Genomic DNA, 21,963 nt, shown 5'->3' with positions numbered 1-21,963 from the left:
ATCAGGCAGCAACCCACATGGTCATCGGAGCGTAGAAGTTATTCAGGTCAAAGCCGGGGTGGTTCTCGACCCAACCGTCCAATTCGACTGAAAATGCGTCGATAAAGTCATTGAACATCGGGCAGATCAGCCCGCCCTCGTTTTGGACGATGGTGCCCATATCCGCGTACATCTGCTTGCGCTTGTTGTTGTCAAGCTCTCCACGCGCAGCAAACAGCAACTGATCGAACTGTTCGTTGAAGAAACGGGTGTCGTTCCAGTCTGCCGAAGACAGATACGCAGTCGAATACATCGAGTCTTGTGTGGGGCGTCCGCTCCAATAGCTGGTGCAGAAAGGCTGGGCGTTCCACACTTCTGACCAATACCCGTCATTGGGCTCGCGCTTGATCTCGATGTTGATGCCTGCGGTCGCGCAGGATTGTTGGAACAGTGCCGCTGCATCCGGCGCACCTGGGAACGAGTTGTCCGAGGTTCGTAAAAGGATCGAGCCGTCAAAACCGGATTCCTTCAGATGGAACTTGGCCTTGTCCGGATCATATTGGCGCTGCTCCAACGCGGTGAACAAAGGATAAGATGCGTTAACCGGAATATCGTTGCCGATCGAGCCATAGCCGAACAGAATCTTGTCGACCATTTCCTGACGGTTCATGGCGTATTTCAGCGCCAGCCGCAGGTCTTTGTTGTCGAACGGCGCAGTATTGCAGTGCATGATAAATACATAGTGGCCGGGGCCAGCGGTGGTCTGCACGTTGATATTGGGTGCACGTTCAACCAGCTTCGCTGTCCGCGGCGGGACACGGTTGATCATGTGCACCTGTCCGGATTGCAGCGCCGCCACCCGCGCGGTGTCGTCGTTGATGACGATTAACTCGATAGTGTCGGCATGACCGATGGAATCGTCCCAATAGTTAGGATTCTTTTCGCCGACAAAACGCACGCCCGGCTCGACATCTTTCAGAATGTAGGGTCCAGTGCCGATCGCAGCGGTCGGATCATCCTTGCCGCCGTTGGGTTGGATCATCAAGTGATAATCGGTCAGCAAGAATGGCAGGTCGGCATTCGGCTCGCTCAATTCGATGATGAATTGATTACCTTCGGCGCGCATATTCTGGATGCCGCGCATAATGCCCAAGGCCCCGGATTTGGTGTCTTCGCCGGAGTGTCGTTCCATCGTGGCCAATACGTCGTCAGCCGTCAATTCCTTACCATTCGAGAAGCTGACGCCCGAGCGTATGGTGAAGGTCCAGACACGTGCGTCGTCGGATGCTTCGAACTCTTCAGCCAAGCGGTTCGACAGTCCACCTCCTGGTGCCAGTTCCAGCAGAGGCTCGCCCCAAAGGCGCAGAACCTGTGTCGCGGTCGAGTTTGCAGCAACGGCAGGGTCCAGGCTGTCGGAAGACCCGCCGCCTTGAATTCCAACGCGGATGGTACCGCCTTTGACGGGTCCTGCTGCACGTGCGGCCGTTGCAAAGACGCTACCTGCCATGGCGACGGACACACCCAGGGCCGCCGCCCTGCCCATGAATTCACGGCGCGACATTTTCCCCGTCGCAACCAGTCTAGACATGTGAGTGAGTTGATCGTTCATCCAGAGATCTCCCAGTTGTATGGATGTTCTGCCCGTTGTCGGGCTTTTTATTGACGCATGAGTCAACGTTGGCGCATTTCGGTCCACCGGGCAAGGTCTAATGTCCTGTCACCCGGGGTCGGAATTCACATCTGGTTGCGTGGTACCTTGTCCTCCAGATTTTTTGAGAACACCAATTCTTCGTTCTCAAAGGCGCTTACTGATGCTCTGAGGTAAAAGTGGGTTTTGTCTGACCACATCTCGCAACTGGTTTGGGTGCGCAATTTATGCGCATCGCGCTCCAACTCTTGCGTCCATTGACAAGACCCACGGGCGGTCAGCGGATCGTCGGGATGAATGGACCATATCTCGGAAGCCGTGCTGCCATTGATCAAACCGTGATCTTCGTCCTGCACTTTGCCAAAGTCGTCTTCGATAGTCAGGTGTACGGTTCCGGTGTTCATATCCACCTCAACGCGCCGCACGTTTTTGGCATCGTGTAACTGCGTCACCGACCGGGGCTCGGCCGAATCCGGAGGCGCAAAGTGGCACTCATCCGATGTCGCCGCATCGCGGGTGGGAAGGGTGATCTGCCCGCCGGTCAGATGCAGTTCGGTGCTTTCGGGTGACGGCCAGATCAGCGGCCAATAGGCGCTTGAGATGGCAACCCTCAGGCGGTGACCCTTGGGCACACGATAGGCGATGTGGTCCAGATCAAGCGCTACATCATATACCTGACCCGGTCTTAACGGGGTGGGTTGGGCGTGGCTGTCACGATGCGTCAGGTTCAGCACGCCATAGGTTATCCGGGTAGATGCGCCATCGGGATGCAGATGATTCAGGCGCACGGCCACTTGAGCCTGAGGGGTGTCGGCGCTGATCTTCAGCTGGATGCGTGGGGCGCCCACAATGTCCAGATCACCTTCAAGCGGCGCACCGTCGAAACAGGCGGACAACGCGTCGTCGCCGCGCTGATCTCCGGGCATGTCCGGGCCCAGCCAGATTGCGCAATACTCGCCGCTTTCCATACCACAATTGTGTGGCGAGCGAATACGGGTGTCCAGCGGGCCGTCACTGCCAAGTCCAGCGTCTGTCAACGCAAAGGTTTGACACGGGATATGCGAGGAGGCCCCCGAGTCCTCGGCGATCCAGTGCCCCGATCGCTCGGCGTACCAGCGGGCAGGCCTGACACCGTCCATCAAATACGCGCGGTAGTCGGGGTCATTTTCGACACCGGTCTCTCTCCCTTTCAGCCAGCGGTCCCACCAACGCAAGGCTTCCTGCAGGAACCCTATGCGGGGCTCGGGTACGGCGAAATGGGGGTACTTATGCACCCAGGGTCCAACGATCCCCTTGACCGGAGCGCTCAGGCTTTCAACCAGCCAGGGCACCGTGTTCTTGTAAGCATCACCCCATCCGCCCACGGCCAGAGTTGCGGCTTGGATCGCGCTGAAATCTTCGCAGACCGAGCCATGTTGCCAATACGCGTCCCGTGCCTGATGACGCAGCCAGACCGAGGGCAAGAACGGCTCATTCTCCAACCGATCCAGCCAGATTTCGCGCCAGTCCGGTCTCAATTCCGGGTCCGGCGCGCGGGAAGAATAGGACCACATCGTCGCGCCCCAGCCGAGGTTCTCATTGAGCAGGCAGCCACCTTTGTAATGGATATCATCCGCATATCGGTCTGCAGTAGAGCAGAGCGTGATGATCGCCTTCAACGCCACGGGGCGCATTGCGGCGACCTGCAGTGCGTTGAAGCCGCCCCAGCTGATCCCCATCATGCCGACCGCACCCGTGCACCACGGCTGATCCGCCAGCCACCGGATCACTTCCACGGCATCGTCCAGCTCTTGCTGGGTGTATTCGTCCTCCATCGTCCCTTCGCTGTCGCCATTGCCGCGCATGTCGACGCGGATGCAGGCATAGCCGCGCCGGGCAAACCAGGGGTGGGTCAGCGCATCCCGCGTGGTGGTGCCATCGCGCTTGCGATAGGGCAGGTATTCCAGAATGGCCGGGACAGGGTTTGCTTCGGCATCCCTTGGTTTCCAGACGCGGGCCGAAAGGCGGCACCCATCGGGCATGTGGATACCCATATCCGGCAGGTCTTCGATGTCCCGCAGGGAATTGGCGTTAAGCGTCATGGTCTGAACGGCCTTTCACTCTGAGGAACACAACCGCCGCGCTATCTTCGGATCGCGACAATCAGGTCCATTACGTTTGTTCCGGTCGGGCCTGTGACCAGTAGCGCGTCAGCCTGTTCCAGAAAGCTTCCGCTATCGGCGCGGGCCAAAGCCTGTTCTGCCCCGTCGTCCCATGTGCTGCCATCCACAATGGCCCCCGCAGCCTCGGTCGGTCCGTCCGTCCCGTCTGTTCCGCCCACGATCAGAGTGATCCCGTCGCACCCGGCGATCTCGCGGGCCAGCGCGAGGCCCAGCGCCTGATTGCGGCCCCCACGTCCCGGGTTTTCCGGAAGAACCACGGTGGGTTCGCCGCCAAAGATCATGGTGCCCGGTGCCATGTCCCGCAGGCGCGGACCCAGCTTGGCAGCGATGGCCAGGAAGTCGTCGTGCAGCGATTCCTCTTTCGCCAACAGCGTGAGGCCACGATCCGCGGCCGATTTCGCCGCTGCCGACCGCGCGATGGCGTTGGAGGCGACGATCCGGGTTGTCGCCTGATAGTCGTGATTTTCAGGCAATGCGCCGATCCCCGAGCCGATGACGGCAATATCATCTCCGGGCACGTCCGAGATCGCCAGTACCGTGACCTGCCGGCCGTTGAAAAATGACAAAAGCCCGCCGCCCTTGATCCGCGACAGCCGGCGCCGCTGGGCGTTCATCGCGGTGATGTCCAAACCTTCGGACAACAAGCTTTTGTTCAGGGCGGCGAGGTCGCTCAGTTCCGCGCCCGCGACCAGATCCTCGGCCAGAGAAGACGCCCCGCCAGAAACCAGCAGCAACAGATGGGCTTCGGCACCTAACGCTTCGACCGCTTCGCGCAGGGCTTTGCCGGCGGTCAGACTGCGTGCGTCTGGAACCGGATGCGATGCCTCGATGACCCGCGTGCCCGAGGGCAGATCATCAGCGTGGCCATCCTTGGTGACGATCAGGGCCGGAACCGGGCCAAACTGGTCCAGCGCGGCCTGCGCCATTGCAGCTGCGGCTTTGCCTACGGCCAGAACGCAGTCGGGTTTCTCCACCGTGCCAAGTGCGTTTTGGGTTGCGGTATAGCCATCGACAGCCGCCACTCCGGCGCGCCAGATTTCCAGGGCGTGTGTTTTGTCTTGCATCAGCTTTCCATCCAGATTGTGACCGGCCCGTCATTAATAAGCTCGACCGCCATGTCGGCCCCGAAAGCACCGGTTTCGACCGGTATCCCCAGCGCCTTCAGGTCGATGACAAACCGATTGTAAAGCCGTTCGCCCTCGGCCGCGGGGGCTGCGCCGGAAAATCCGGGCCGGTTGCCGCGCGACGTGTCAGCCGCCAGAGTGAACTGACTGACCACCAGTGCCGAACCACCGATATCCATGATCGACCGGTTCATCTTACCAGCCTCATCCTTAAAGATCCTGAGTTTCGAGATTTTCTCGGCCAATTGACCCGCTTGTGCGTCGTCATCGCCCTGCATCGCACAGACAAGGATCATCAGACCCGGCCCGGTTTTGCCAATCACCGCCCCGCCGGTTGAAACCGAGGCACCGGAAACTCTTTGCAACAGCGCACGCATCTTGTCGGGTTCGCCCTTTATTGTTTCAACAGATTAATCGCGCCAGTCGATGATTTCGTCCAAACCGGCGCGGTCGGTGCGAAACCCGTTGGCGGGGTGGTCCGTGTCCGAATACCCAAACGAGATCGCACACAGGATCAGCCGATCATCCCCAATGCCGAAATACCGGTGAAGGAATGGTCCGTAACTGGCCACCGCTGCCTGTGGGATGGTTGCAACCCCCAGCGCTTGTGCAGCCAGCGAAAATGCGGTCACAAAGCCTCCGCAATCCATCGCGCCATAGGGGCCAAGCTCGGACGGGCTGGAAATGATCGCGCAATGTGGCGCACCGAACAGCGAGAAATTCTCCATCATCTGCTGCGCCGAGGCTGCCCGGTCACCTTTTGCAACCCCGACCGCGTCATAAAGAGACCATCCGCATGCCCTGCGTCTGTCGGCGTAGACACCGGAATATCCGGTCGGAAAGGGCAGATCCGGCGCGGGTGCGCCATGGCTTGCTTCATCCATCAGGGCCTGCCGAAACCGGTCCGTTTCGGCTTGGTCGGTGATGACGACCTGCCAGGGTTGTGCATTACACCAGCTGGGAACATGCCGGGCGCTGCGCACGATCTGTTCTATGATGTCCCGAGGCACCGGATCAGGTCGGAACGCGCGACACGAATGCCGCTGTTTCAGCAGGTCATCTAGAACAGAGAGTGTCACGTCGCGCCCCATCAGTTTCGGGGAAAATGAACGCCGAAACCCGATTAGGCAAGACGTGATTATCCGTCACTGGCCGGTTGCGGCCAGATACCCGACACCGGCGGCCACCAACAGACCGACGCACACGGCCAAGGTGATCTTGATCGCCGACCAGGGCCGTTCGCCCTGAACCCGGCCCGTCCGTCCATTGATGACGAAGCGATAGCTTTGCCCGCGATACTTGTAGGCGGCCATCCAGACCGGCAGCAGGATGTGTTTGAACGTGATATCGCGCATATCGGTTTCAACCGCGTGGATCCGCTGCCGGTCGCCGCCAATATCGAACCTTACATCCCGTTCAATCACCCGCGCTATATGTGCCCTTGCTTCCTGATACCCGTCCTGCAGATCGACAGTGTAGGCTTCGGCCCTGAACCCGGCCAGATATTCCGGCTGATAGGGTTCAAGGGCCGCCAGGTCCCAGGGCTCCAGCGCATCGGTGTAGCTTTTGGGCAAGGACCGCGAGGCCAGAACCAGAACATCATCAAAAAACCGCGCGACCCGGCCCGATTTCGGGGACCACCGCACCTTGGCCACCTGTTGCTGCACGCGCTTGCCGTCGCGCGTGACCGTGCGGGTTTCATAGTAGACAACGCCACGTTCCCCTCGGTAGGCGGATTTCGTATCCGCATCGAAGGTCCAGTACGGAACGTAAATCCCCTGCATCTTTCGCCCCTTGCGGGCGTATTCCTTCAGCCCGTTCGGAGCAAACCACAACCGGCCCAACCAGTCTTCCATGGCTTTATGTGCCGCGCGCTCATCGACGCCAAAAGGCAACACGCCGCGTGGCTTGATATGACGGCTAATCCCGGTATCGGTCACAACCGGTGTGGCGCAGAACGGGCATTCGGCGGCATGAGTGTTGGGGTCAAACTCAACCTGCGCGGCACAGTTCGGGCAGGTCAGAACGCGCGTTTCTTCAATTTCGGTCTCGGGCAAGGTATCCGACTGAGCCGCGTCGAAATCCAGCTCGCGCAGACTGGCCCCGCCCCATGGGCCAGAGCCAATCTGTTCTGAATGCCCGCAATGATCACAGGTGAGCGTGCCGTTGCCGGGATCAAACCGGTAATCTGCGCCACATTGCTCGCAGGGGAAACGGTGTTCGCTTGATGTCATGAAACAGCCTAGCTGATTGAGACTTTGAAACAATCACACCCCCGGAGGCGGAGGCGGCAAGATCGTGAACAATTGTGCCAGCTCCTGCACCTCTCCGGCCTTTTTCCAGCCGTCCTGACCGGCGGTCCAGACATGGGTGTCGCGGGTCAGTTGCCCTTCGGTCGCCATACGCCCCATCTTGGCCTTCGAGAACGGCCCGCTGGTCTGCCCATCCACCGCGATATGCCAAACATGCTCAACGGGCGGAGGAGGAGGCGGTGCCGTATGTGCCGCGGGTTGCGGGGCAGCGGGGGCGGGACCGCCCCAGGGGCCGCTCGGCTGACCCGCTGCCATGTTCGACATCTGCTGCGCCATTGCCATCCCCATGCCCATGCCAAGACCGGCCCCCATACCACCGCCCTGACCGGGGTTATTGGCCGCCGCCGTCATCGCCTCGGCTGCGGAGTATTGGGTGAACTTACCCAGATCTCCGGCCAGCCCCATCGACGTGCGCTTGTCCAGCGCCGCTTCGACTGCAGGCGGCAACGAGATGTTCTCGATATAAAATTCGGGCATCTCTAACCCGTACCCATCCAGAACGGGCGAAACTTCTGCGGCGATCAGCTTGCCCAGATCGGCAGTGTTCGCGGCCATGTCCAGAACCGGGATACCCGATCCGGCAATGACGCGGCTGAACTCCTGCACAATGATGTTGCGGATCTGAAAGCTGATCTCGTCCATGGTGAACTCACCATCGGTGCCGACGATCTCGACCAGGAATTTCGCCGCATCTTTCACCCGCACCGTATAGGTGCCGAATGCCCGAATACGTGTCGGGCCGAACTCGGGGTCACGCAGCATGATCGGGTTCTTGGTGCCCCATTTCAGATCATTGAACCGGGTCGTGTTGACGAAGTAGATCTCGGATTTGAAGGGCGACTGGAACCCGTGATCCCAATGCTGCAACGTCGTCAGGATCGGCATGTTGTTGGTCTCAAGCATATAAAGACCCGGCGTGAACACGTCCGCCAGTTGCCCCTCATGCACAAACACCGCCGACTGGCCTTCGCGCACTGTCAGCTTGGCGCCGTATTTGATCTCGTGACCCTCACGCTCGAAACGCCAGACCATGGTGTCGCGGGTATCATCGACCCAATGAATGACGTCGATGAATTCTCCGGTCAGAAAATCGAATATTCCCATTGGGGTTCTCCTGTTCACGGGGTCAGAGCGGCTGACCCATCATTTCTCGGGTGATGATGCGCACCACGGGACGGGCCTGCTCGACAGTTGTGCCGGGTTCGAGACGCGGATCGTACAGCATGCTCAGAAGTTTTTCGTCGTGGCTAGTCAAAAGCGCAAATTCGTCATCGTCGTTGAAAATCGACGGGCGCGCGGCGGGGCTGTCATTCGGCAGGCCCAGGCCTTGTGCGATTTCTTCGTGTATACAGCTGAGGCGCACCAGATCCGGCAGTTCTGCACGGATCAGCGCAACCGCGCGTACATAGACATTTGGGGCGGTGCTTGTGGCAGAGGCGAAGACAAAACAGTCGAACGAGGCGCGCGGGTTGGCAATCAGTTCCAGCGCGGATTGCCCGATATTCGGAACAAGTTGCTTGACGCGCGAGACCAGATAACTTGCGTCATCCTTTCCGGCAAAGAACACGTGAAAGTTCCCGTTCCGGCTGACGGTCGAGATCGGATGGTCTGTCAGTTTTGCCAGTCTTTTGGCATAGGCGGTGACGCGGGCCTTGTCTTCGTCGCGCACGTTCGGCGGGACCGAGGGGCCAAATTCCGGCTGGATGCGCACTGGTCCCGTCCAGCGGCTCAGCTGTCCATCGGTCTGACGGGAACCGATAGCAATCGCGTCATCGGGATACTCGCTGTAAAACGCGATGGTTTCGAAATTGCGGGCCAGATCGTCGGCCTCGTAGGGCGTGTCCGGCCCGCCGCCATCAATCCGCAGCAATCCACGGGTCAGCAGGTCAGTTTGAATGCGATCATAGAACCGGGCCAGATCCTGACTGGCGGCCGAGGCCGGAACATAGGCATTGGCTGCAGTTTGCGAGGGCGTCGGCCGGGCCTCGGGTATGATCGAGGTGACCGGCGCAGTCTCGCAGGCGGCCAGGCCCAGCAGGCCGACCACAGCAAGAGCTGATCTGAACTTCCCCGCAGGGATCACCAATCCGTCCTCAGCCCGGTACTGCCGTTCCGGCATTGTCCCCAATCCCGTCCTGCCGTGCCTTGGCAGAGGCAAGCGTGTCGCGCAGTTCAGCTTCCATTTTCTGCAATTCCTGTTCGGCCGCTGCACGTTTGGCTTTGCCTTCATCGGCAATCGCAAGGCTTTCGTTGATCGTGCCGATCAGGTCCGCATTGGCCTGTTTGACGGCCTCGATATCGAACACGCCGCGTTCCATTTCTTCGCGGATCATCTTGTTCGACTCGCGCAGATTGGCGGCGTTTGCAGTTAGCAATTCGTTGGTCAGATCATTGGCGTCACGCACGGCCGAGGCCGCTTCGGCGCTGCGTTGGATGGTGACCGCCTGTGCCAGCTGCGTTTCCCACAGAGGCACGGTGTTCACCAGCGTCGAGTTGATCTTGGTTACCAGAGACTTGTCATTTTCCTGCACCAGCCGGATCGACGGCAGCGATTGCATGGTCACCTGCCGTGTCAGCTTCAGGTCGTGCACCCGGCGCTCCAGATCATCTCGTGCGGCACGCAGGTCGCGCAATTCCTGCGCCTTCATCACCTGGTTTTCTTCGGGGGCAGCCTGAACCTCGGCCTCTTTTTCGGGGATGTCGTGGCTGTCCAGCTCGGTCAGCTTTTCTTCGCCCGCCGCGATATAAAGCGCCAGTTCGTCATAAAACCCCAGCGTCTTTTCATACAGCACATCCAATGACTTGATGTCTTTCAACAGCGTATGTTCGTGGCTTAGAAGATCATCGGTGATACGGTCTATCTGGCCCTGAACTTCTTCGAATTGCGCGGTAAATTTGGCAAAGGGTGCGGCTTTGCCCATCAGCTTTTCCCACCAGCTGCGTTCGCGCCTTACATCCAGTTCGCTGATGGAAAACCCGCGAATCGTCGTGACGATATTGCGCAGACTGTCGCCAGCCGGTCCCACGTCCTTGTTGCGCACATCAGCCAGCATGGCCTGGCTGATCTCCTGCAGTTCAGCTTGCGCGGAAGAGCCGAAGGACACGATCGAGTTGGTGTTGCCCATGTCGATCTCATCCATGCGTTTGCGGATTTCCGCACCCACGGGTTCATCGGCTTCCTCCAACGCAACCACGGCTGTACTTGGCTCGGGCAGGGTGACTGCTGTTACTTCCTGAACCAGAGCTTCGGCCTCGACCGCTTTGTTTTTGATATCTTCGGACATGGGGGCAATCCTCACTCAAATATTGGCCGGTCAATCCAACCGGACGCCTTCGCGCTGCAATCTTTCGCGCAGCACGTCAATTTCAACCGTCAGATCACTGCGGTCATCCAAAAGCAGCTTGCGGGTGCGGGCTGCGAAATTCTGTTCGAGATCGTCCAGCAGGGCCGTGTAATCGGCCATCGCCTGACTGTCGCGGGTGCGCGCATAAACATCCGCAAACTTGACCGTCGCATCGCGGGCGCCCTGCAGGTAAACCGTCAGGTACTTGCGGGCACCGGCCAGGTCCCGGGGGTCTTCCTCGACCGTGCGAAACAGATCACGGGCGGTATTCTGAAACCGCTCCACACGCGCTTCGATCTTGCGATCACCCGCGCGTTTGATTGCATCGCTCATTTCGGTCAGGCGGGATTCTGCGTCTTCCACAACCCGCGCGACGCGATCCTGCTGGAAGGTATCGATGCCCTCCATGCCTTTGTCTTTCAACGGATCGAGCCCGAAGGAAACAGAGTGCAATACGGTCGCGGCAGCGCCGAACAGCAGCGGGGCCAACAGACTGGCCTGTGCGACAGCGTCTGCATCCAGATACTCGGTTCGGTAAGAGGCCAAAGCAGCGCCAAGCCCGGTCAGCACACTGGCGAATATCTTGCGCGGAAACGCCGGGCGGCGGGCTGTCCGGCGCGCATGATACGCCGCCTCGGCGCGCAATCCTTCGCGCAACAAAAAGGCTGCGGCAGTCAGCAAACCGGCAGCCACCAGCCCGATGGTCATGCCAACTGCGCCATCGTTGAGGGATAAAAACACCAGAGGAATTGCGGGCAGAAACAGAATGTTCGCGCGCGCGCCTGCAGGTTCGACACGTGCACCGTCAAACTGCCCCCGCGGTTGTGCATCGGGCTCCGAGTTGTCGCCCTGCGGGCTGAATTTGCCGCCATAGCGTTTGGCCATGACCCTACAGCCCTCCCAACACGCCAGTGCAAAGGCCAAACAACAGCAAAAGCAAGACCACATAGGTCAGTTTCTGCACTCCGGTCCCGGACATATCGCCCCCTAGTTTGACCACATTCACGAAAAATTTAGGGTATCAGGGGGCGCGGTGCTAGGGGAAAGGTTGCCTAACCTGCGTCACTTGCGAGGTTTCTTGCCGATCGGCGCGCGATTTCGATGCGGGCGCGACGGGCGCTTTGCGGATGAGGTTGGTTTTTCCTCGGCATCCAGCCCCAATTGATCGCGCATAACGCGGCGGCGGATTTCCTCGACCTCGCCGGGTTTCAGATTGCCCAGCTGAAATGGACCGTAAGACACCCGCAGCAGACGGTTCACCACGTATCCGATATCTTCGATGGCGCGACGAATCTCGCGGTTTTTGCCTTCGCGCAGGCCGATGGTCAGCCAGGCGTTGGCCCCTTGTTGACGATCCAGCGAGACTGTCATGGGCTGAAACCGTTCGCCCCCGATCACCAAACCTTTGCGCAGCGGTTCAAAATCTTCATCCTTGGGTCGACCGTTCACCCGGACGCGATACTTGCGCAGCCAGCCGGTCGCGGGCAGTTCCAGCTTGCGCTTGATGCCACCATCATTTGTCAGCAGCAGCAACCCTTCGGAATTCAGATCCAGCCGCCCGACGCTCATCACCCGGGGCATGTCTTCGGGCAGTTTGTCGAAAATCGTCTCGCGCCCTTTTTCATCGCGCGCGGTTGTCACCAGACCCGAAGGTTTGTGATACAGCCAAAGCCGCGCGGGCTCGGGCTCAGATACCGGTTTGCCGTCCACGGTGATCCTGTCCTTGGGCGTGACGTTCAGCGCGGGGCTGGTGATGGCCTTGCCATTCACGGTGACACGACCTGCTTCTATCATGCGTTCAGCCTCGCGGCGCGAGGCGACACCGGCACGGGCCAGTACTTTGGCGATCCGGTCGCCGGGTGGGGGAGTGTTGCTCATCCCCGGGCCATAGCGCATCCGCGCGGCTTGCGAAAGGCAGGTTTCTGGGGCAGTCAGAAGCATGGAGTTCAGATCGCATATGAAACTGGCGCTGGAACAGGCGCAGGCCGCAGCTGACCGTGGCGAGGTGCCGGTTGGAGCCGTAATCGTGGCGCCGGGCGGGCGAATTGTCGCCATGGCTGGCAATCGCACGCGGGAACTGAATGATCCAACGGCGCACGCCGAGATTCTGGCCTTGCGTGCCGCATGTGCCGAGGCCGGATCAGAGCGCCTGCCGGATCACGATCTTTACGTGACTCTGGAACCTTGCGCGATGTGCGCCGCAGCCCTGGCCGCAGCGCGCATACGGCGGATTTATTATGGTGCATCCGATCCGAAATCGGGCGGGGTTGCCCATGGCGCGCGCGTATTCTCGCATCCTCAGTCCCATCACCGTCCTGAAATCTACGACGGGATCGCCGCTGATGAGGCCGCCGCCATGCTGCGCGCTTTTTTTGCTGCGCAGCGTGCGTGACTCAGGCCGCTTTCACCACCATTTCGCGCGGGATATCGGCCAGAGCGGACCCTCCATCCGGTGTCACCACGAAGCTTTCAGTAATGGCCAATCCCCAGTCCGGCGTCCAAAGGCCGGGCATCAGGTGAAACGTCATGTTTTCTTGCAGAATTGTCTGATCGCCGGGCCGCAAACTCATGGTGCGTTCCCCCCAATCTGGCGGATAGCTGAGGCCGATAGGATATCCGGTTCGGTTGGCCTTGACGTAGCCCGCCTTGGCGAAGCTGTCATAGACACACTGCGCCACGTCCTCGCAAGCAGTGCCCGGGCGCGCGGCGGTCAGAGCATCGTCGATGGCCGTCAAAACAGCGGTTTCAGCGCGCCGAATGTCCTGCGGCGGTTCGCCCAGAAACAGGCTGCGGCTGGCCGGGCAGTGATAGCGCCTGAAACAACCGGAAATTTCAAAATATGTCGCCTCGCCGCGCTTCAAAGGCCGGTCGTTCCATGTGATGTGCGAGGCGGAGGCCTCGGTCCCCGAAGGCGCAATGGGCACGATTGCCGGGTAATCCCCGGGCAGATCGGGCAGACCCGCCACACCGGCGGCCTGAACCTCGGCCACCAGTTGGTTCTTGGGCATCCCTTCGCGAAAGGCCGCGCGTAATACTGAATGCATATGGCCAGTCAGACGCCCAGCTTTGCGCATCATCGCGATCTCGGTGTCGCTTTTGACTGCCCGCTGCCAGTTCACAAGGCCCGTTGCATCGATCAAAGCCTTGGCCCCGAAGGCGCGTTCCAGAATGCGGTGGCTGGCGGCAGAGTAGTAGTAATTGTCCATTTCGACGCCCAGACCAGAGGTCCATCCGCGTGCGCGCAGCAACCCAACCAGCGAGTCGACGGGGTGGTGCTCGGAGTGTTGCACATGCTCTTCGGGCCAGTCATGCAGGTCGGACGCCTCAAGCCAGGTTGTCTGTGCCGCCCCCGCCTTGTCTTGCGTGCGACCCCACCACAGCGGCGCACCGCTGGCGGGCAGGATCACCATCTGCGGAACATAAAAGCTCCATCCATCATACCCGGTCAGCCAGGCCATGTTTGACGGGTCGGCGACCAGCAGAGTGCTAATTCCGTACCGGTCCATCCCGGCACGGGTTTTGGCAATGCGCTGGGCGTATTCCTGCGCAGAAAAGTCAGATGCAGGCATCAGAGTGTGATCGCCTGCATCACCTCCGGTTCGATCACGTCGACGCCGGGCAAACCGTTGATCAAAGGTTGTGCCGACTGTTCGAGGATCGGAAAGGTTTTGTAATGGCAGGGAATCACGGTTTTGAAGTCAAAGTAACGTTTGGCTGCATAGGCCGCGCCCGTCATATCCATGGTGAAATGTCCGCCTGCCGACAGAATTCCGATATCGGGTTTGTAGTAATCACCCATCCAGTCCATGTCGGCCATGATATCGGTGTCGCCTGACACATAAAGCATATGTCCTTCGGCTGCGATCATATACCCGACCTCGGTCCCGCCAGACCGCAGCCCGTCAGGCGTGGAAAAGGTCGAGCTGTGGGACGCGGGGACCATCGACACTTTGACGCCGTTCAGGTCAACCGTACCGCCTTTGTTGAAGCCGACCGTTTCAATGCCCTCGGCTTCGGCCCAATACCCCATCAGATCATATTGTCCGACGACCGGCACCTTCAGGTGTTTGGCCAGCGGAAGGACATCGGCTACGTGATCAAAATGTGTATGGGTCAGCAGAATATGCGTTGCTCCATCAACCGCATCGTCGTGCCGGTCCTCGGGCAGGACAGGATTGCCGGTCAGCCATGGATCGATCAGCAAAACCTGCCCCGCGGTTTCGATCCGAAAACTACCGTGACCCAGCCATATGATATTCATGAACATTCCCTCCCAGAATTCGCTTGGAGACAGCCTAGCATCCGCTATGTAAAAATCCATGGACTGGACCAGAGAAATTGACGGTTATTGTGAGCGGCTGTCCCCCCACTATTGGGCCGAGCCGATCAATGCGGTGACCAACGCGGCTTTTCTGATTGCGGCGTTCATCATGTGGCAGCGGGTGCGGGGGCAGGGGATGCCGATGGCCTCTCTTCTGGTCGCCATACTGGCCATTATCGGTGTTGGCAGCTTCCTGTTCCACACACATGCGCAGGTCTGGGCGGCCATCGCGGACACAACGCCGATTCTGCTGTTCATTCTTGTCTACATTTTCGCCATCAACCGCGACGTCTGGGGGATGAGGGCCAGCTATGCCCTGATCGGATCCCTGCTGTTCGTGCCCTATGCGGTGGCCACGGTTCCGCTGTTCCGGTTCGTGCCGGGGCTGGGCGGGTCATCCGCCTACGCGCCGGTTCCGCTGCTGATCCTGATTTACGCGTTTCTGCTGCGGCACCGGGACCCCGCGCTGGCCCGGGGAATGGCGGTCGGTGCCGCCATTCTGATTGCGTCCATCACCTTTCGATCCACGGACATGCCCCTGTGCGACCAGCTTCCATTAGGCACGCATTTCATGTGGCACATCCTGAATGCCATCATGTTGGGATGGATGATCGAGGTCTACCGGCGGTTCCTGATCCGGGGCTCTCAGTCGCGAAATGCCGCCGCCAGATGATCGGGCAGATCAAATTCTGACAGTACGCGCGCGCGCCCCCCGGCTGACATCTTGCGTGCGGTCTTTTCCACAATGCTTTGGATTTTCTCGTCGGAATGCTTGGCCGCGAAGGGCGCGAAATACCATTTGAGGAAGACAAAGCAGATCACATCCTCAAGCGCCTGCACCTCGTCGTCGCGCTTGATCCCCTGCTTGCGCAGCATCCGCTCGGCGGCCTCCAACTGATCTGCGCCGTATTCCGCCTGTTCCATCAACCCGCGAACAACTTCGGCGTGGTAGACGCCCTGCGCCTTGCGCCACGCCAGGTATCCGGCGCGTCCTTCGGGGTATTCGGTGCGCTTCAGCTTCCAGCGTTCTACGTGCTGACCCCGCGCGGCGATTTGCAGCGCGTCCGAGGCGTCGGGAAACAGCCGGTTCAATTCGGCACTCATCCGTTGGCCATAAAGCAAGGCCGCGGGCTGGCCGTCTTCAAGGGTGGGGTCTTGTGTATTGGCCGCATCAATTGCGTCCAGAACTGCTTGCTTGCGCGCGTCCATTCTCTGCTCCGTAGGTTTGCCGATCTGAAACCGGCTTGGTCTTGCAGAACCATGGTAGCGACTCGACGCCGTCAGCGCAGCAGCCATTTGCAGAAATTCCGGGTCGGGTGAGGAGTCCCCGACCCGGATACAGGGCGAGGGGTCAGTTGCCCTGTTGCGTGATGCTCTTTGTGGCTGGTTCCGAGACCGTTTCGGGGATGTTCAGGTCTCGTACAAGGCTGTTCATGGTTGGCCCGAACGCGTGGGCCTGTGCCGCGAATACAGTTGTGGCCAATACAAAGGCTGTCATGAACGTTTTCATAGTCTTAACTCCGATAGTGGCTGTGCCATGGCTATGAAATGAACTGTTCGGTATAGTTTTTCAAGGCAAAAAATGAACTAATCAGTTTACTTTTTTGCATATAGGCTATGCAAAAATGAATGGCACTTTTGACGCCTTTTTGCGGTGGGTCGGCGTGACCGACAGGGCCGCGTTCGACCATGGTCTTGCGAGTGCTGCCCCGGACAGGTAAACGCCCCCTAAGCGTATATGAGGGTTACCGATGTCGATTGACCAAAGCACCGCCGCCAAGGTGGCCAAACTGGCCCGGATCAAGGTCGAGGATGATGCGCTGCCGGCGCTGGCATCCGAATTCAACACCATTCTTGGGTTCATCGAGCAACTCAACGAAGTGGATGTCGAAGGCGTCGAGCCGATGGTCTCGGTCGAGCCGATGCGCCTGAAGCGGCGCGAGGATGTGGTCACCGACGGAAACCAGCAGGACAAGGTTCTGGCCAACGCCCCCGACGCGCGCGAAGGGTTCTTTGCCGTCCCCAAAGTGGTGGAGTAAGACATGAGCGATCTGAACAAACTGGGCCTGGCCGAGGCCCGCGATGCGCTGCGTAAGGGTGATGTGACCTCGGTCGAGCTGACCGAATCCTGTCTCAAGGCAATTGACGACGCCGATGCGCTCAACGCATTTGTCCACAAAACACCCGAGCTTGCGCTGGAACGCGCCAAGGCCGCGGATGAGCGGATCAAGGCGGGCGACGCACCGTCCATGTGCGGCCTGCCAATCGGCATCAAGGACCTATTTTGCACCAAGGGCGTGCCCTCGCAGGCGGCCTCGAAAATTCTGGACGGGTTCAAGCCGGAGTACGAATCCACCGTCTCGCAGCAACTGGCCGATGCCGGTGCAGTGATGCTGGGCAAGCTGAACATGGACGAATTCGCTATGGGCTCGTCCAACGAAACCTCAACCTACGGCAATGCCGTCAGCCCGTGGCGGCGCGGCAATGACGATGCGCAACTGACGCCGGGTGGGTCTTCGGGTGGGTCCGCTTCGGCTGTGGCCGCCGACCTGTGTCTGGCTGCAACCGGCACCGACACCGGCGGCTCGATCCGCCAACCCGCCGCTTTTGTGGGCATCACCGGCATCAAGCCGACCTATGGCCGCTGTTCGCGCTGGGGCATCATCGCGTTTGCCTCCTCGCTCGATCAGGCCGGGCCGATGACCAAGAACGTGCGCGACGCGGCGATCATGCTGGAAACCATGTGTGGCCACGATGCCAAGGATTCGACCAGCGCCGAACTGGCGGTGCCGAATTTCGAAGCGATGCTGACCGGTGATATCAAGGGCAAGAAAATCGGTATCCCCAAGGAATACCGCATGGACGGCATGCCCGCCGAGATCGAAAAGCTGTGGTCCGACGGGGCCGCGATGCTGAAAGACGCAGGCGCCGAGATCGTCGATATCTCGCTGCCGCACACCAAATACGCGCTGCCCGCCTACTACGTGATTGCGCCCGCCGAGGCGTCCTCGAACCTCGCCCGCTATGACGGTGTCCGCTATGGCCGCCGCGCGCATCTGGCGCAGGGTGACGGCATTACCGAGATGTACGAAAAGACCCGCGCCGAGGGGTTCGGGCATGAGGTCCAGCGCCGTGTGATGATCGGCACCTATGTGCTGTCGGCAGGCTTTTACGACGCTTATTACAACCGCGCCCGCCGTGTCCGCACCCTGATCAAGAAAGACTTTGAGGATGTGTTTGCCGCCGGAATCGATGCGATCCTGACCCCGGCCACGCCTTCGGCCTCCTTCGGTCTGGGCGAAATGACCGAGGCCGATCCGGTTCAGATGTACCTCAACGACGTGTTCACCGTGACGGTGAACCTCGCGGGCTTGCCGGGTATCTCGGTGCCCGCGGGTCTGGACAAACAGGGTTTGCCGCTGGGTTTGCAGCTGATCGGGCGTCCTTGGGAAGAGGGCGACTTGCTCAACACCGCTTATGCGCTCGAAAATGCGGCCGGGTTTGTGGCCAAGCCCGGTAAATGGTGGTAAGCCTCGGGTCAGGCAAGACAACGAAAAGCGGAGCAGCCCTATGCGCAAATTGCTTCTGATTCCTGCCCTTGGCGCGGTTGCAGCCTGTGAAACGGTCGCCCCGGTCGAAGGCACCGGATTCAACACACCGCAGTATCAGGCGCAGCGCGAGGCGCAGCTTGCCGGGCAGGGCTATGCCGGCAACCCGTTCGGGCCACCGCAACCCGTGTCCGAACTTCCCCTGACCGCCAGCGGAGAGCTTCAGCCCGCAACCTCAGACAGCGCCGCAGATATCGCCAACCAGACAGCGGCGGCGCTGGCCAGTACGTCCGGGCAACCCGCTCCTGCCGTGCCTGCGCCCAATACCGCCTCGATTTCCGACGAACAGGACTTCGCCGCAGTTTCCAACCGTCGCAGCATCGAGTCGGACGCCGCCCGGATCGCGGAAAATCGCCAGACCTATGAGGTTGTCGCCCCCACCGCCGTGCCCGAACGCGGCACGGATGGTCAACCGAACATCGTGCAATACGCGCTGAGTACATCGAACCCTGTCGGGACACCTTTATACAGCCGCGCCGGGTTCAACCTTCAGGCCAAGGCCGACCGCAATTGCGCCCGTTTCCCATCCCCGGATCAGGCCCAGATCGAGTTCCTTTCGACAGGCGGCCCGCAACGGGACCGCAAAGGGCTGGACCCCGATGGAGACGGGTATGCCTGCAGTTGGGACCCGAGCCCGTTCCGTAGTGCCGTCAGCAACTGACGCTTTGCAACCGGTCTGGCATCCGTCACCCAATTTCGGCCCGCGCCGGGATGGGCTGATCCCGACGCTGATCGTGATCCATTATACCGCGATGAACAGCGCACTGGCCGCGCTAGAGCGGTTATGTGACCCGTCTTACGAAGTTTCGGCACATTACCTGATCGGTTCGGATGGCACGCTTTGGCAGATGGTGCGGGAAGCAGACCGTGCCTGGCATGCCGGGGTAGGGGAGTGGTGCGGGCACAGTGATATCAACTCACGTTCAATTGGAATCGAGCTCGACAATCGCGGCGATCATCCGTTCGCCGAGGCTCAGATGGCTACCCTTGAAGCCCTGCTTTTAGACATTCAAAACAGGTGGCGCATCCATGAAAGCGGTGTCATCGGCCATTCCGACATGGCACCGGGCCGCAAGATCGATCCCGGCCCCCGGTTCGATTGGCAGAGACTGGAACGCCAGAACCTGGCTCAAAATCGCGGCTCCGAAACCGCGTATCAAAACGCACCGATGCACAGTTTCCGCGTTTTGGCGCAAAAGGTCGGTTTCACTTCCGAAACCGACGACGCAACCCTGTTGGCCGCGGTCCGGCTCAGATTCCGTCCCTGGGCAAAGGGCCCTCTCGAACCGGCAGATTTCACCCCTTTGCGGCATACAAGACCTTAGACCCGATCCGCTCTTCATCTGGCCAAAAATATCCCGGGGTTGAATTGGCCGCAGGCCAAGAAGGGGCTGGCCCCTTCCCGCCCTCTGCACCCTTGACGTCGCCGGGCACAGGGCCTACCCACGCCCACGCGCGGAGGGCCGGATGGCCGTCGGGGCTACGGCCCCGGAGGAAAGTCCGGACTCCACAGAACAACGGTGCCGGGTAACGCCCGGGCGGGGCAACCCGACGGAAAGCGCCACAGAAATCAGACCGCCCAACCAACTCGGGCAGCGCCCGACGCGGCTGGGTAAGGGTGAAACGGTGGGGTAAGAGCCCACCGCGCCGCTGGCAACAGCGGTGGCACGGCAAGCCCCACCGGGAGCAATGCCAAATAGGGTCCCCGCGCGGGCCGGTCGGCGTCAGCCGATACCGCCGCTAGGCCTGTTCTGGCCAAGAGGGACCGGGTTGGCAGCTTGAGCCGCGCAGCAATGCACGGCCCAGATGAATGGTCATCGAAGGGGGCAACCCCGGAACAGGATCCGGCTTACAGGCCCTCCGCGCATATCTGTCGATCAGGTCGGGGTCAAAACCCCACCGAAAATCACCCATGTCCCCGCAACCATCAGCCCGATTCCGGTCGTCGGAACCAGCCAGCGGGCCTGCGGCAACAGCTTCTCGAGACCGACATACAGCGCGATCCCGACAATCCACCACAGGTTCATCACACCGCCCACAAACAGCAAAAGCATCAATGCCCAGCAACAACCGAGACAATATGCACCATGCATGGCCCCCAGGCGAAATGCTCCAAAAGCCCCGGGACGGTGATGATCCGTCAAAAAGCGGGCGGGGCTGCGGCAATGACGCAAACACGCGGATTTCAGGCTGGAGAGCTGATAGAGCCCTGCCGCCAGCATTTCGCCGCCAGCGAAAACCTTGGACCGGATCGTCATCATCGGGCCGTCCGACAGCCCGATCAACTCCAGCCCCCATTGACCAGCGGTTGCGAGAATGCTGAACAGAGCCCAAGCCACCAGATACCCGCTCAGAAACACAAGACTCAGGCGCGCTGCGCGATGCTTGTCCGGGCCCACCCTCTTGATCGCGGCGTATAGCAGAACCGCCGGAGCGGCACTTGGCGTCATCATCGCAATCATCATGACCCACCACATCAGGAAGATCAGTACGGCGTAGGATGCGCTCCACGACACGCCACCTGGCATTTGCATAGGGGCCCCAATCGGCCCGGCCATGCGCGTCATGTCCAGCGCGGACATGTTCATCCCCACACCCGCCACCGTATACCAGGACGCGCCCAACACGATCAGCAGAACGCAAAACAGGACGATCCGCCTGTCTTGCCGCATCAGGGTGTCGACCGCGCTGACAGACGGCTGGATGGTCTCTCTGGTCATGCTTTCAAAGCCTCAAGCGCCAAGAACGCCGTGCCCCGAGATATTGAGATGTGCCAGATGTGCGTGCGTGGCATCGAATTGCAGATCGATGGCCCCACCCTTTGTTCTTGCCGTTCCTGATGCTGATTCCGCGTGGCGATATTCAAACCCGTTGGGCAACTGGATCGAGGCCCGATGCGGCGCGCCCGTTACGATATGCGGGATCGGGTTGACCTCGAGGTCGAAAATGCCTGTCACACTGGCGTAGCCGGTGCGCTCTTCGCGGCTCCATTTCAGTTCGATGGGACGGTACAGCGTTTCGTGCTTGGTCGGCGCCATGGCGCTGTAGACAAACCAGAAAGTGGCCATCTCATCCGTATCCTTGCCGGTCATAATAGCTTCGATGGCCGCTCGTTGATCGGGGCTTGCTGCTTCGTCGATGATCAATTGCATCTGACCGTTGCCCTCGTGAATTGGCCCCGGCCAGTGATACACCCCGGCGGCGCGCACACCTGCCAGATCCGTGTCGCCATGATGGCCGTCCTGAATATCATAGACGACCACCGCCGCGCAGTTGCCATGTGTCGGAAGAACACTGAACTGACACGGACAACCGAAATTGCAGTTGCAATTGGCCAGCTCTTCGCCGTGAATTTCCCATTCTGTCATGATTGCCCCCAGAAAAGTTCCACTTAAAACATACTGCTAAGTGATAGGCTGGCCTGAGATTTGTGCCTCGCGCATCGAGCTTGTAATCGGTCTCTTG

At 60.1% G+C, this 21,963-nt stretch carries 23 protein-coding genes and 1 other RNA gene; 7 read left to right on the top strand and 17 right to left on the bottom strand.

Annotated elements, in window-relative coordinates:
• Position 1: 1 nt before the first annotated feature.
• The 11 genes from ACRZ9X_RS07255 to ACRZ9X_RS07205 form a co-directional block, all read right to left on the bottom strand.
• Positions 2-1,588, bottom strand: coding sequence for an ABC transporter substrate-binding protein (locus ACRZ9X_RS07255; RefSeq protein WP_480517278.1), 1,587 nt, complete (start codon positions 1,586-1,588; stop codon positions 2-4).
• Positions 1,589-1,713: 125 nt separating this feature from the next.
• Complete coding sequence (locus tag ACRZ9X_RS07250; RefSeq protein WP_480517276.1) at positions 1,714-3,708, bottom strand: CocE/NonD family hydrolase; 1,995 nt, start codon at positions 3,706-3,708, stop codon at positions 1,714-1,716.
• A gap of 41 nt (positions 3,709-3,749) precedes the next feature.
• Positions 3,750-4,853 (bottom strand): glycerate kinase type-2 family protein, encoded by a 1,104-nt coding sequence (locus tag ACRZ9X_RS07245; protein WP_480517274.1) that lies wholly within the window; start codon positions 4,851-4,853, stop codon positions 3,750-3,752.
• Positions 4,853-5,290: a D-aminoacyl-tRNA deacylase gene (gene dtd, locus ACRZ9X_RS07240; protein WP_480517272.1), complete on the bottom strand. Its 438-nt coding sequence runs from the start codon at positions 5,288-5,290 to the stop codon at positions 4,853-4,855. Before dtd ends, ACRZ9X_RS07245 begins: the two co-directional genes overlap by 1 nt.
• Before the next feature lie 33 nt (positions 5,291-5,323).
• Positions 5,324-6,004 (bottom strand): nitroreductase, encoded by a 681-nt coding sequence (locus ACRZ9X_RS07235; RefSeq protein WP_480517270.1) that lies wholly within the window; start codon positions 6,002-6,004, stop codon positions 5,324-5,326.
• Between the two features lie 54 nt (positions 6,005-6,058).
• Positions 6,059-7,147, bottom strand: a complete 1,089-nt coding sequence (locus ACRZ9X_RS07230; RefSeq protein ID WP_480517268.1) for a TFIIB-type zinc finger domain-containing protein — start codon at positions 7,145-7,147, stop codon at positions 6,059-6,061.
• Positions 7,148-7,180: 33 nt separating this feature from the next.
• Positions 7,181-8,329 (bottom strand): SPFH domain-containing protein, encoded by a 1,149-nt coding sequence (locus ACRZ9X_RS07225; RefSeq protein WP_480517266.1) that lies wholly within the window; start codon positions 8,327-8,329, stop codon positions 7,181-7,183.
• A 22-nt stretch (positions 8,330-8,351) separates the two neighbouring features.
• Positions 8,352-9,344: a DUF2927 domain-containing protein gene (locus tag ACRZ9X_RS07220; RefSeq protein ID WP_480517264.1), complete on the bottom strand. Its 993-nt coding sequence runs from the start codon at positions 9,342-9,344 to the stop codon at positions 8,352-8,354.
• A complete protein-coding gene (locus ACRZ9X_RS07215) occupies positions 9,319-10,509 on the bottom strand; it encodes a toxic anion resistance protein (RefSeq protein WP_480517262.1) in 1,191 nt (396 codons plus the stop codon). Before ACRZ9X_RS07215 ends, ACRZ9X_RS07220 begins: the two co-directional genes overlap by 26 nt.
• A gap of 30 nt (positions 10,510-10,539) precedes the next feature.
• Complete coding sequence (locus ACRZ9X_RS07210; RefSeq protein ID WP_480517260.1) at positions 10,540-11,454, bottom strand: 5-bromo-4-chloroindolyl phosphate hydrolysis family protein; 915 nt, start codon at positions 11,452-11,454, stop codon at positions 10,540-10,542.
• Positions 11,455-11,631: 177 nt separating this feature from the next.
• On the bottom strand, positions 11,632-12,510 hold the full coding sequence (locus ACRZ9X_RS07205) for a pseudouridine synthase (RefSeq protein WP_480517258.1): 879 nt from the start codon (positions 12,508-12,510) through the stop codon (positions 11,632-11,634).
• Between ACRZ9X_RS07205 and ACRZ9X_RS07200 the strand changes: the two genes are divergently transcribed.
• Entirely contained in the window at positions 12,509-12,961 is a 453-nt protein-coding gene (locus ACRZ9X_RS07200; RefSeq protein ID WP_480517256.1) for a nucleoside deaminase, read from the top strand. The genes ACRZ9X_RS07205 and ACRZ9X_RS07200 overlap by 2 nt on opposite strands.
• Before the next feature lies 1 nt (position 12,962).
• Here the strand turns inward: ACRZ9X_RS07200 and ACRZ9X_RS07195 are convergent, their stop codons facing one another.
• Positions 12,963-14,138 (bottom strand): M24 family metallopeptidase, encoded by a 1,176-nt coding sequence (locus ACRZ9X_RS07195; RefSeq protein WP_480517254.1) that lies wholly within the window; start codon positions 14,136-14,138, stop codon positions 12,963-12,965.
• A complete protein-coding gene (locus tag ACRZ9X_RS07190; RefSeq protein ID WP_480517252.1) occupies positions 14,138-14,830 on the bottom strand; it encodes a metal-dependent hydrolase in 693 nt (230 codons plus the stop codon). Before ACRZ9X_RS07190 ends, ACRZ9X_RS07195 begins: the two co-directional genes overlap by 1 nt.
• 58 nt (positions 14,831-14,888) lie before the next feature.
• Between ACRZ9X_RS07190 and ACRZ9X_RS07185 the strand changes: the two genes are divergently transcribed.
• On the top strand, positions 14,889-15,563 hold the full coding sequence (locus ACRZ9X_RS07185; RefSeq protein ID WP_480517250.1) for a ceramidase domain-containing protein: 675 nt from the start codon (positions 14,889-14,891) through the stop codon (positions 15,561-15,563).
• On the opposite strand, the gene ACRZ9X_RS07180 is transcribed toward ACRZ9X_RS07185, so the two are convergent.
• Both ACRZ9X_RS07180 and ACRZ9X_RS07175 read right to left on the bottom strand, forming a co-directional pair.
• Complete coding sequence (locus ACRZ9X_RS07180; RefSeq protein WP_480517248.1) at positions 15,536-16,099, bottom strand: DUF4202 domain-containing protein; 564 nt, start codon at positions 16,097-16,099, stop codon at positions 15,536-15,538. The genes ACRZ9X_RS07185 and ACRZ9X_RS07180 overlap by 28 nt on opposite strands.
• 142 nt (positions 16,100-16,241) lie before the next feature.
• The gene (locus ACRZ9X_RS07175; protein WP_480517246.1) at positions 16,242-16,400 is read right to left on the bottom strand and encodes a hypothetical protein; all 159 of its coding nucleotides are present in this window, start codon (positions 16,398-16,400) and stop codon (positions 16,242-16,244) included.
• Positions 16,401-16,641: 241 nt separating this feature from the next.
• Here ACRZ9X_RS07175 and gatC point away from each other — a divergent pair, with 241 nt between their 5' ends.
• The 5 genes from gatC to rnpB all read left to right on the top strand — a co-directional run bounded on the left by gatC (position 16,642) and on the right by rnpB (position 20,366).
• Positions 16,642-16,929 (top strand): Asp-tRNA(Asn)/Glu-tRNA(Gln) amidotransferase subunit GatC, encoded by a 288-nt coding sequence (gene gatC, locus ACRZ9X_RS07170; RefSeq protein ID WP_170325838.1) that lies wholly within the window; start codon positions 16,642-16,644, stop codon positions 16,927-16,929.
• A gap of 3 nt (positions 16,930-16,932) precedes the next feature.
• A complete protein-coding gene (gene gatA, locus ACRZ9X_RS07165; protein ID WP_480517244.1) occupies positions 16,933-18,420 on the top strand; it encodes an Asp-tRNA(Asn)/Glu-tRNA(Gln) amidotransferase subunit GatA in 1,488 nt (495 codons plus the stop codon).
• Positions 18,421-18,460: 40 nt separating this feature from the next.
• A complete protein-coding gene (locus ACRZ9X_RS07160) occupies positions 18,461-19,159 on the top strand; it encodes a hypothetical protein (RefSeq protein ID WP_480517242.1) in 699 nt (232 codons plus the stop codon).
• Positions 19,110-19,823 (top strand): N-acetylmuramoyl-L-alanine amidase, encoded by a 714-nt coding sequence (locus tag ACRZ9X_RS07155; protein ID WP_480517240.1) that lies wholly within the window; start codon positions 19,110-19,112, stop codon positions 19,821-19,823. Before ACRZ9X_RS07160 ends, ACRZ9X_RS07155 begins: the two co-directional genes overlap by 50 nt.
• Before the next feature lie 130 nt (positions 19,824-19,953).
• Positions 19,954-20,366: RNase P RNA component class A (gene rnpB / locus ACRZ9X_RS07150), an RNA gene on the top strand.
• A gap of 9 nt (positions 20,367-20,375) precedes the next feature.
• On the opposite strand, the gene ACRZ9X_RS07145 is transcribed toward rnpB, so the two are convergent.
• The gene (locus ACRZ9X_RS07145) at positions 20,376-21,218 is read right to left on the bottom strand and encodes a DUF2182 domain-containing protein (protein ID WP_480517238.1); all 843 of its coding nucleotides are present in this window, start codon (positions 21,216-21,218) and stop codon (positions 20,376-20,378) included.
• Between the two features lie 12 nt (positions 21,219-21,230).
• Complete coding sequence (locus ACRZ9X_RS07140; protein ID WP_480517236.1) at positions 21,231-21,866, bottom strand: DUF1326 domain-containing protein; 636 nt, start codon at positions 21,864-21,866, stop codon at positions 21,231-21,233.
• Positions 21,867-21,963 lie beyond the last annotated feature (97 nt).

It is taken from the genome of Ruegeria sp. AL1, assembly GCF_056540905.1.
Note: the sequence above shows the minus strand (reverse complement) of the source record. Positions and strands in the feature narration are given on the sequence as shown.

Coding starts and splice junctions, on each gene's coding strand:
- ACRZ9X_RS07220 (WP_480517264.1), bottom strand. CDS start 9,344: ATGCCGGAACGGCAGTACCGGGCTGAGGACGGATTGGTGATCCCTGCG.
- ACRZ9X_RS07175 (WP_480517246.1), bottom strand. CDS start 16,400: ATGAAAACGTTCATGACAGCCTTTGTATTGGCCACAACTGTATTCGCG.
- ACRZ9X_RS07155 (WP_480517240.1), top strand. CDS start 19,110: ATGCCTGCAGTTGGGACCCGAGCCCGTTCCGTAGTGCCGTCAGCAACT.
- ACRZ9X_RS07200 (WP_480517256.1), top strand. CDS start 12,509: ATGGAGTTCAGATCGCATATGAAACTGGCGCTGGAACAGGCGCAGGCC.
- ACRZ9X_RS07250 (WP_480517276.1), bottom strand. CDS start 3,708: ATGACGCTTAACGCCAATTCCCTGCGGGACATCGAAGACCTGCCGGAT.
- ACRZ9X_RS07230 (WP_480517268.1), bottom strand. CDS start 7,147: ATGACATCAAGCGAACACCGTTTCCCCTGCGAGCAATGTGGCGCAGAT.
- gatC (WP_170325838.1), top strand. CDS start 16,642: ATGTCGATTGACCAAAGCACCGCCGCCAAGGTGGCCAAACTGGCCCGG.
- ACRZ9X_RS07255 (WP_480517278.1), bottom strand. CDS start 1,588: ATGAACGATCAACTCACTCACATGTCTAGACTGGTTGCGACGGGGAAA.
- ACRZ9X_RS07215 (WP_480517262.1), bottom strand. CDS start 10,509: ATGTCCGAAGATATCAAAAACAAAGCGGTCGAGGCCGAAGCTCTGGTT.
- ACRZ9X_RS07195 (WP_480517254.1), bottom strand. CDS start 14,138: ATGCCTGCATCTGACTTTTCTGCGCAGGAATACGCCCAGCGCATTGCC.
- ACRZ9X_RS07180 (WP_480517248.1), bottom strand. CDS start 16,099: ATGGACGCGCGCAAGCAAGCAGTTCTGGACGCAATTGATGCGGCCAAT.
- ACRZ9X_RS07190 (WP_480517252.1), bottom strand. CDS start 14,830: ATGAATATCATATGGCTGGGTCACGGTAGTTTTCGGATCGAAACCGCG.
- gatA (WP_480517244.1), top strand. CDS start 16,933: ATGAGCGATCTGAACAAACTGGGCCTGGCCGAGGCCCGCGATGCGCTG.
- ACRZ9X_RS07205 (WP_480517258.1), bottom strand. CDS start 12,510: ATGCTTCTGACTGCCCCAGAAACCTGCCTTTCGCAAGCCGCGCGGATG.
- ACRZ9X_RS07225 (WP_480517266.1), bottom strand. CDS start 8,329: ATGGGAATATTCGATTTTCTGACCGGAGAATTCATCGACGTCATTCAT.
- ACRZ9X_RS07140 (WP_480517236.1), bottom strand. CDS start 21,866: ATGACAGAATGGGAAATTCACGGCGAAGAGCTGGCCAATTGCAACTGC.
- ACRZ9X_RS07160 (WP_480517242.1), top strand. CDS start 18,461: ATGCGCAAATTGCTTCTGATTCCTGCCCTTGGCGCGGTTGCAGCCTGT.
- ACRZ9X_RS07210 (WP_480517260.1), bottom strand. CDS start 11,454: ATGGCCAAACGCTATGGCGGCAAATTCAGCCCGCAGGGCGACAACTCG.
- ACRZ9X_RS07145 (WP_480517238.1), bottom strand. CDS start 21,218: ATGACCAGAGAGACCATCCAGCCGTCTGTCAGCGCGGTCGACACCCTG.
- ACRZ9X_RS07235 (WP_480517270.1), bottom strand. CDS start 6,004: ATGGGGCGCGACGTGACACTCTCTGTTCTAGATGACCTGCTGAAACAG.
- ACRZ9X_RS07185 (WP_480517250.1), top strand. CDS start 14,889: ATGGACTGGACCAGAGAAATTGACGGTTATTGTGAGCGGCTGTCCCCC.
- ACRZ9X_RS07245 (WP_480517274.1), bottom strand. CDS start 4,853: ATGCAAGACAAAACACACGCCCTGGAAATCTGGCGCGCCGGAGTGGCG.
- dtd (WP_480517272.1), bottom strand. CDS start 5,290: ATGCGTGCGCTGTTGCAAAGAGTTTCCGGTGCCTCGGTTTCAACCGGC.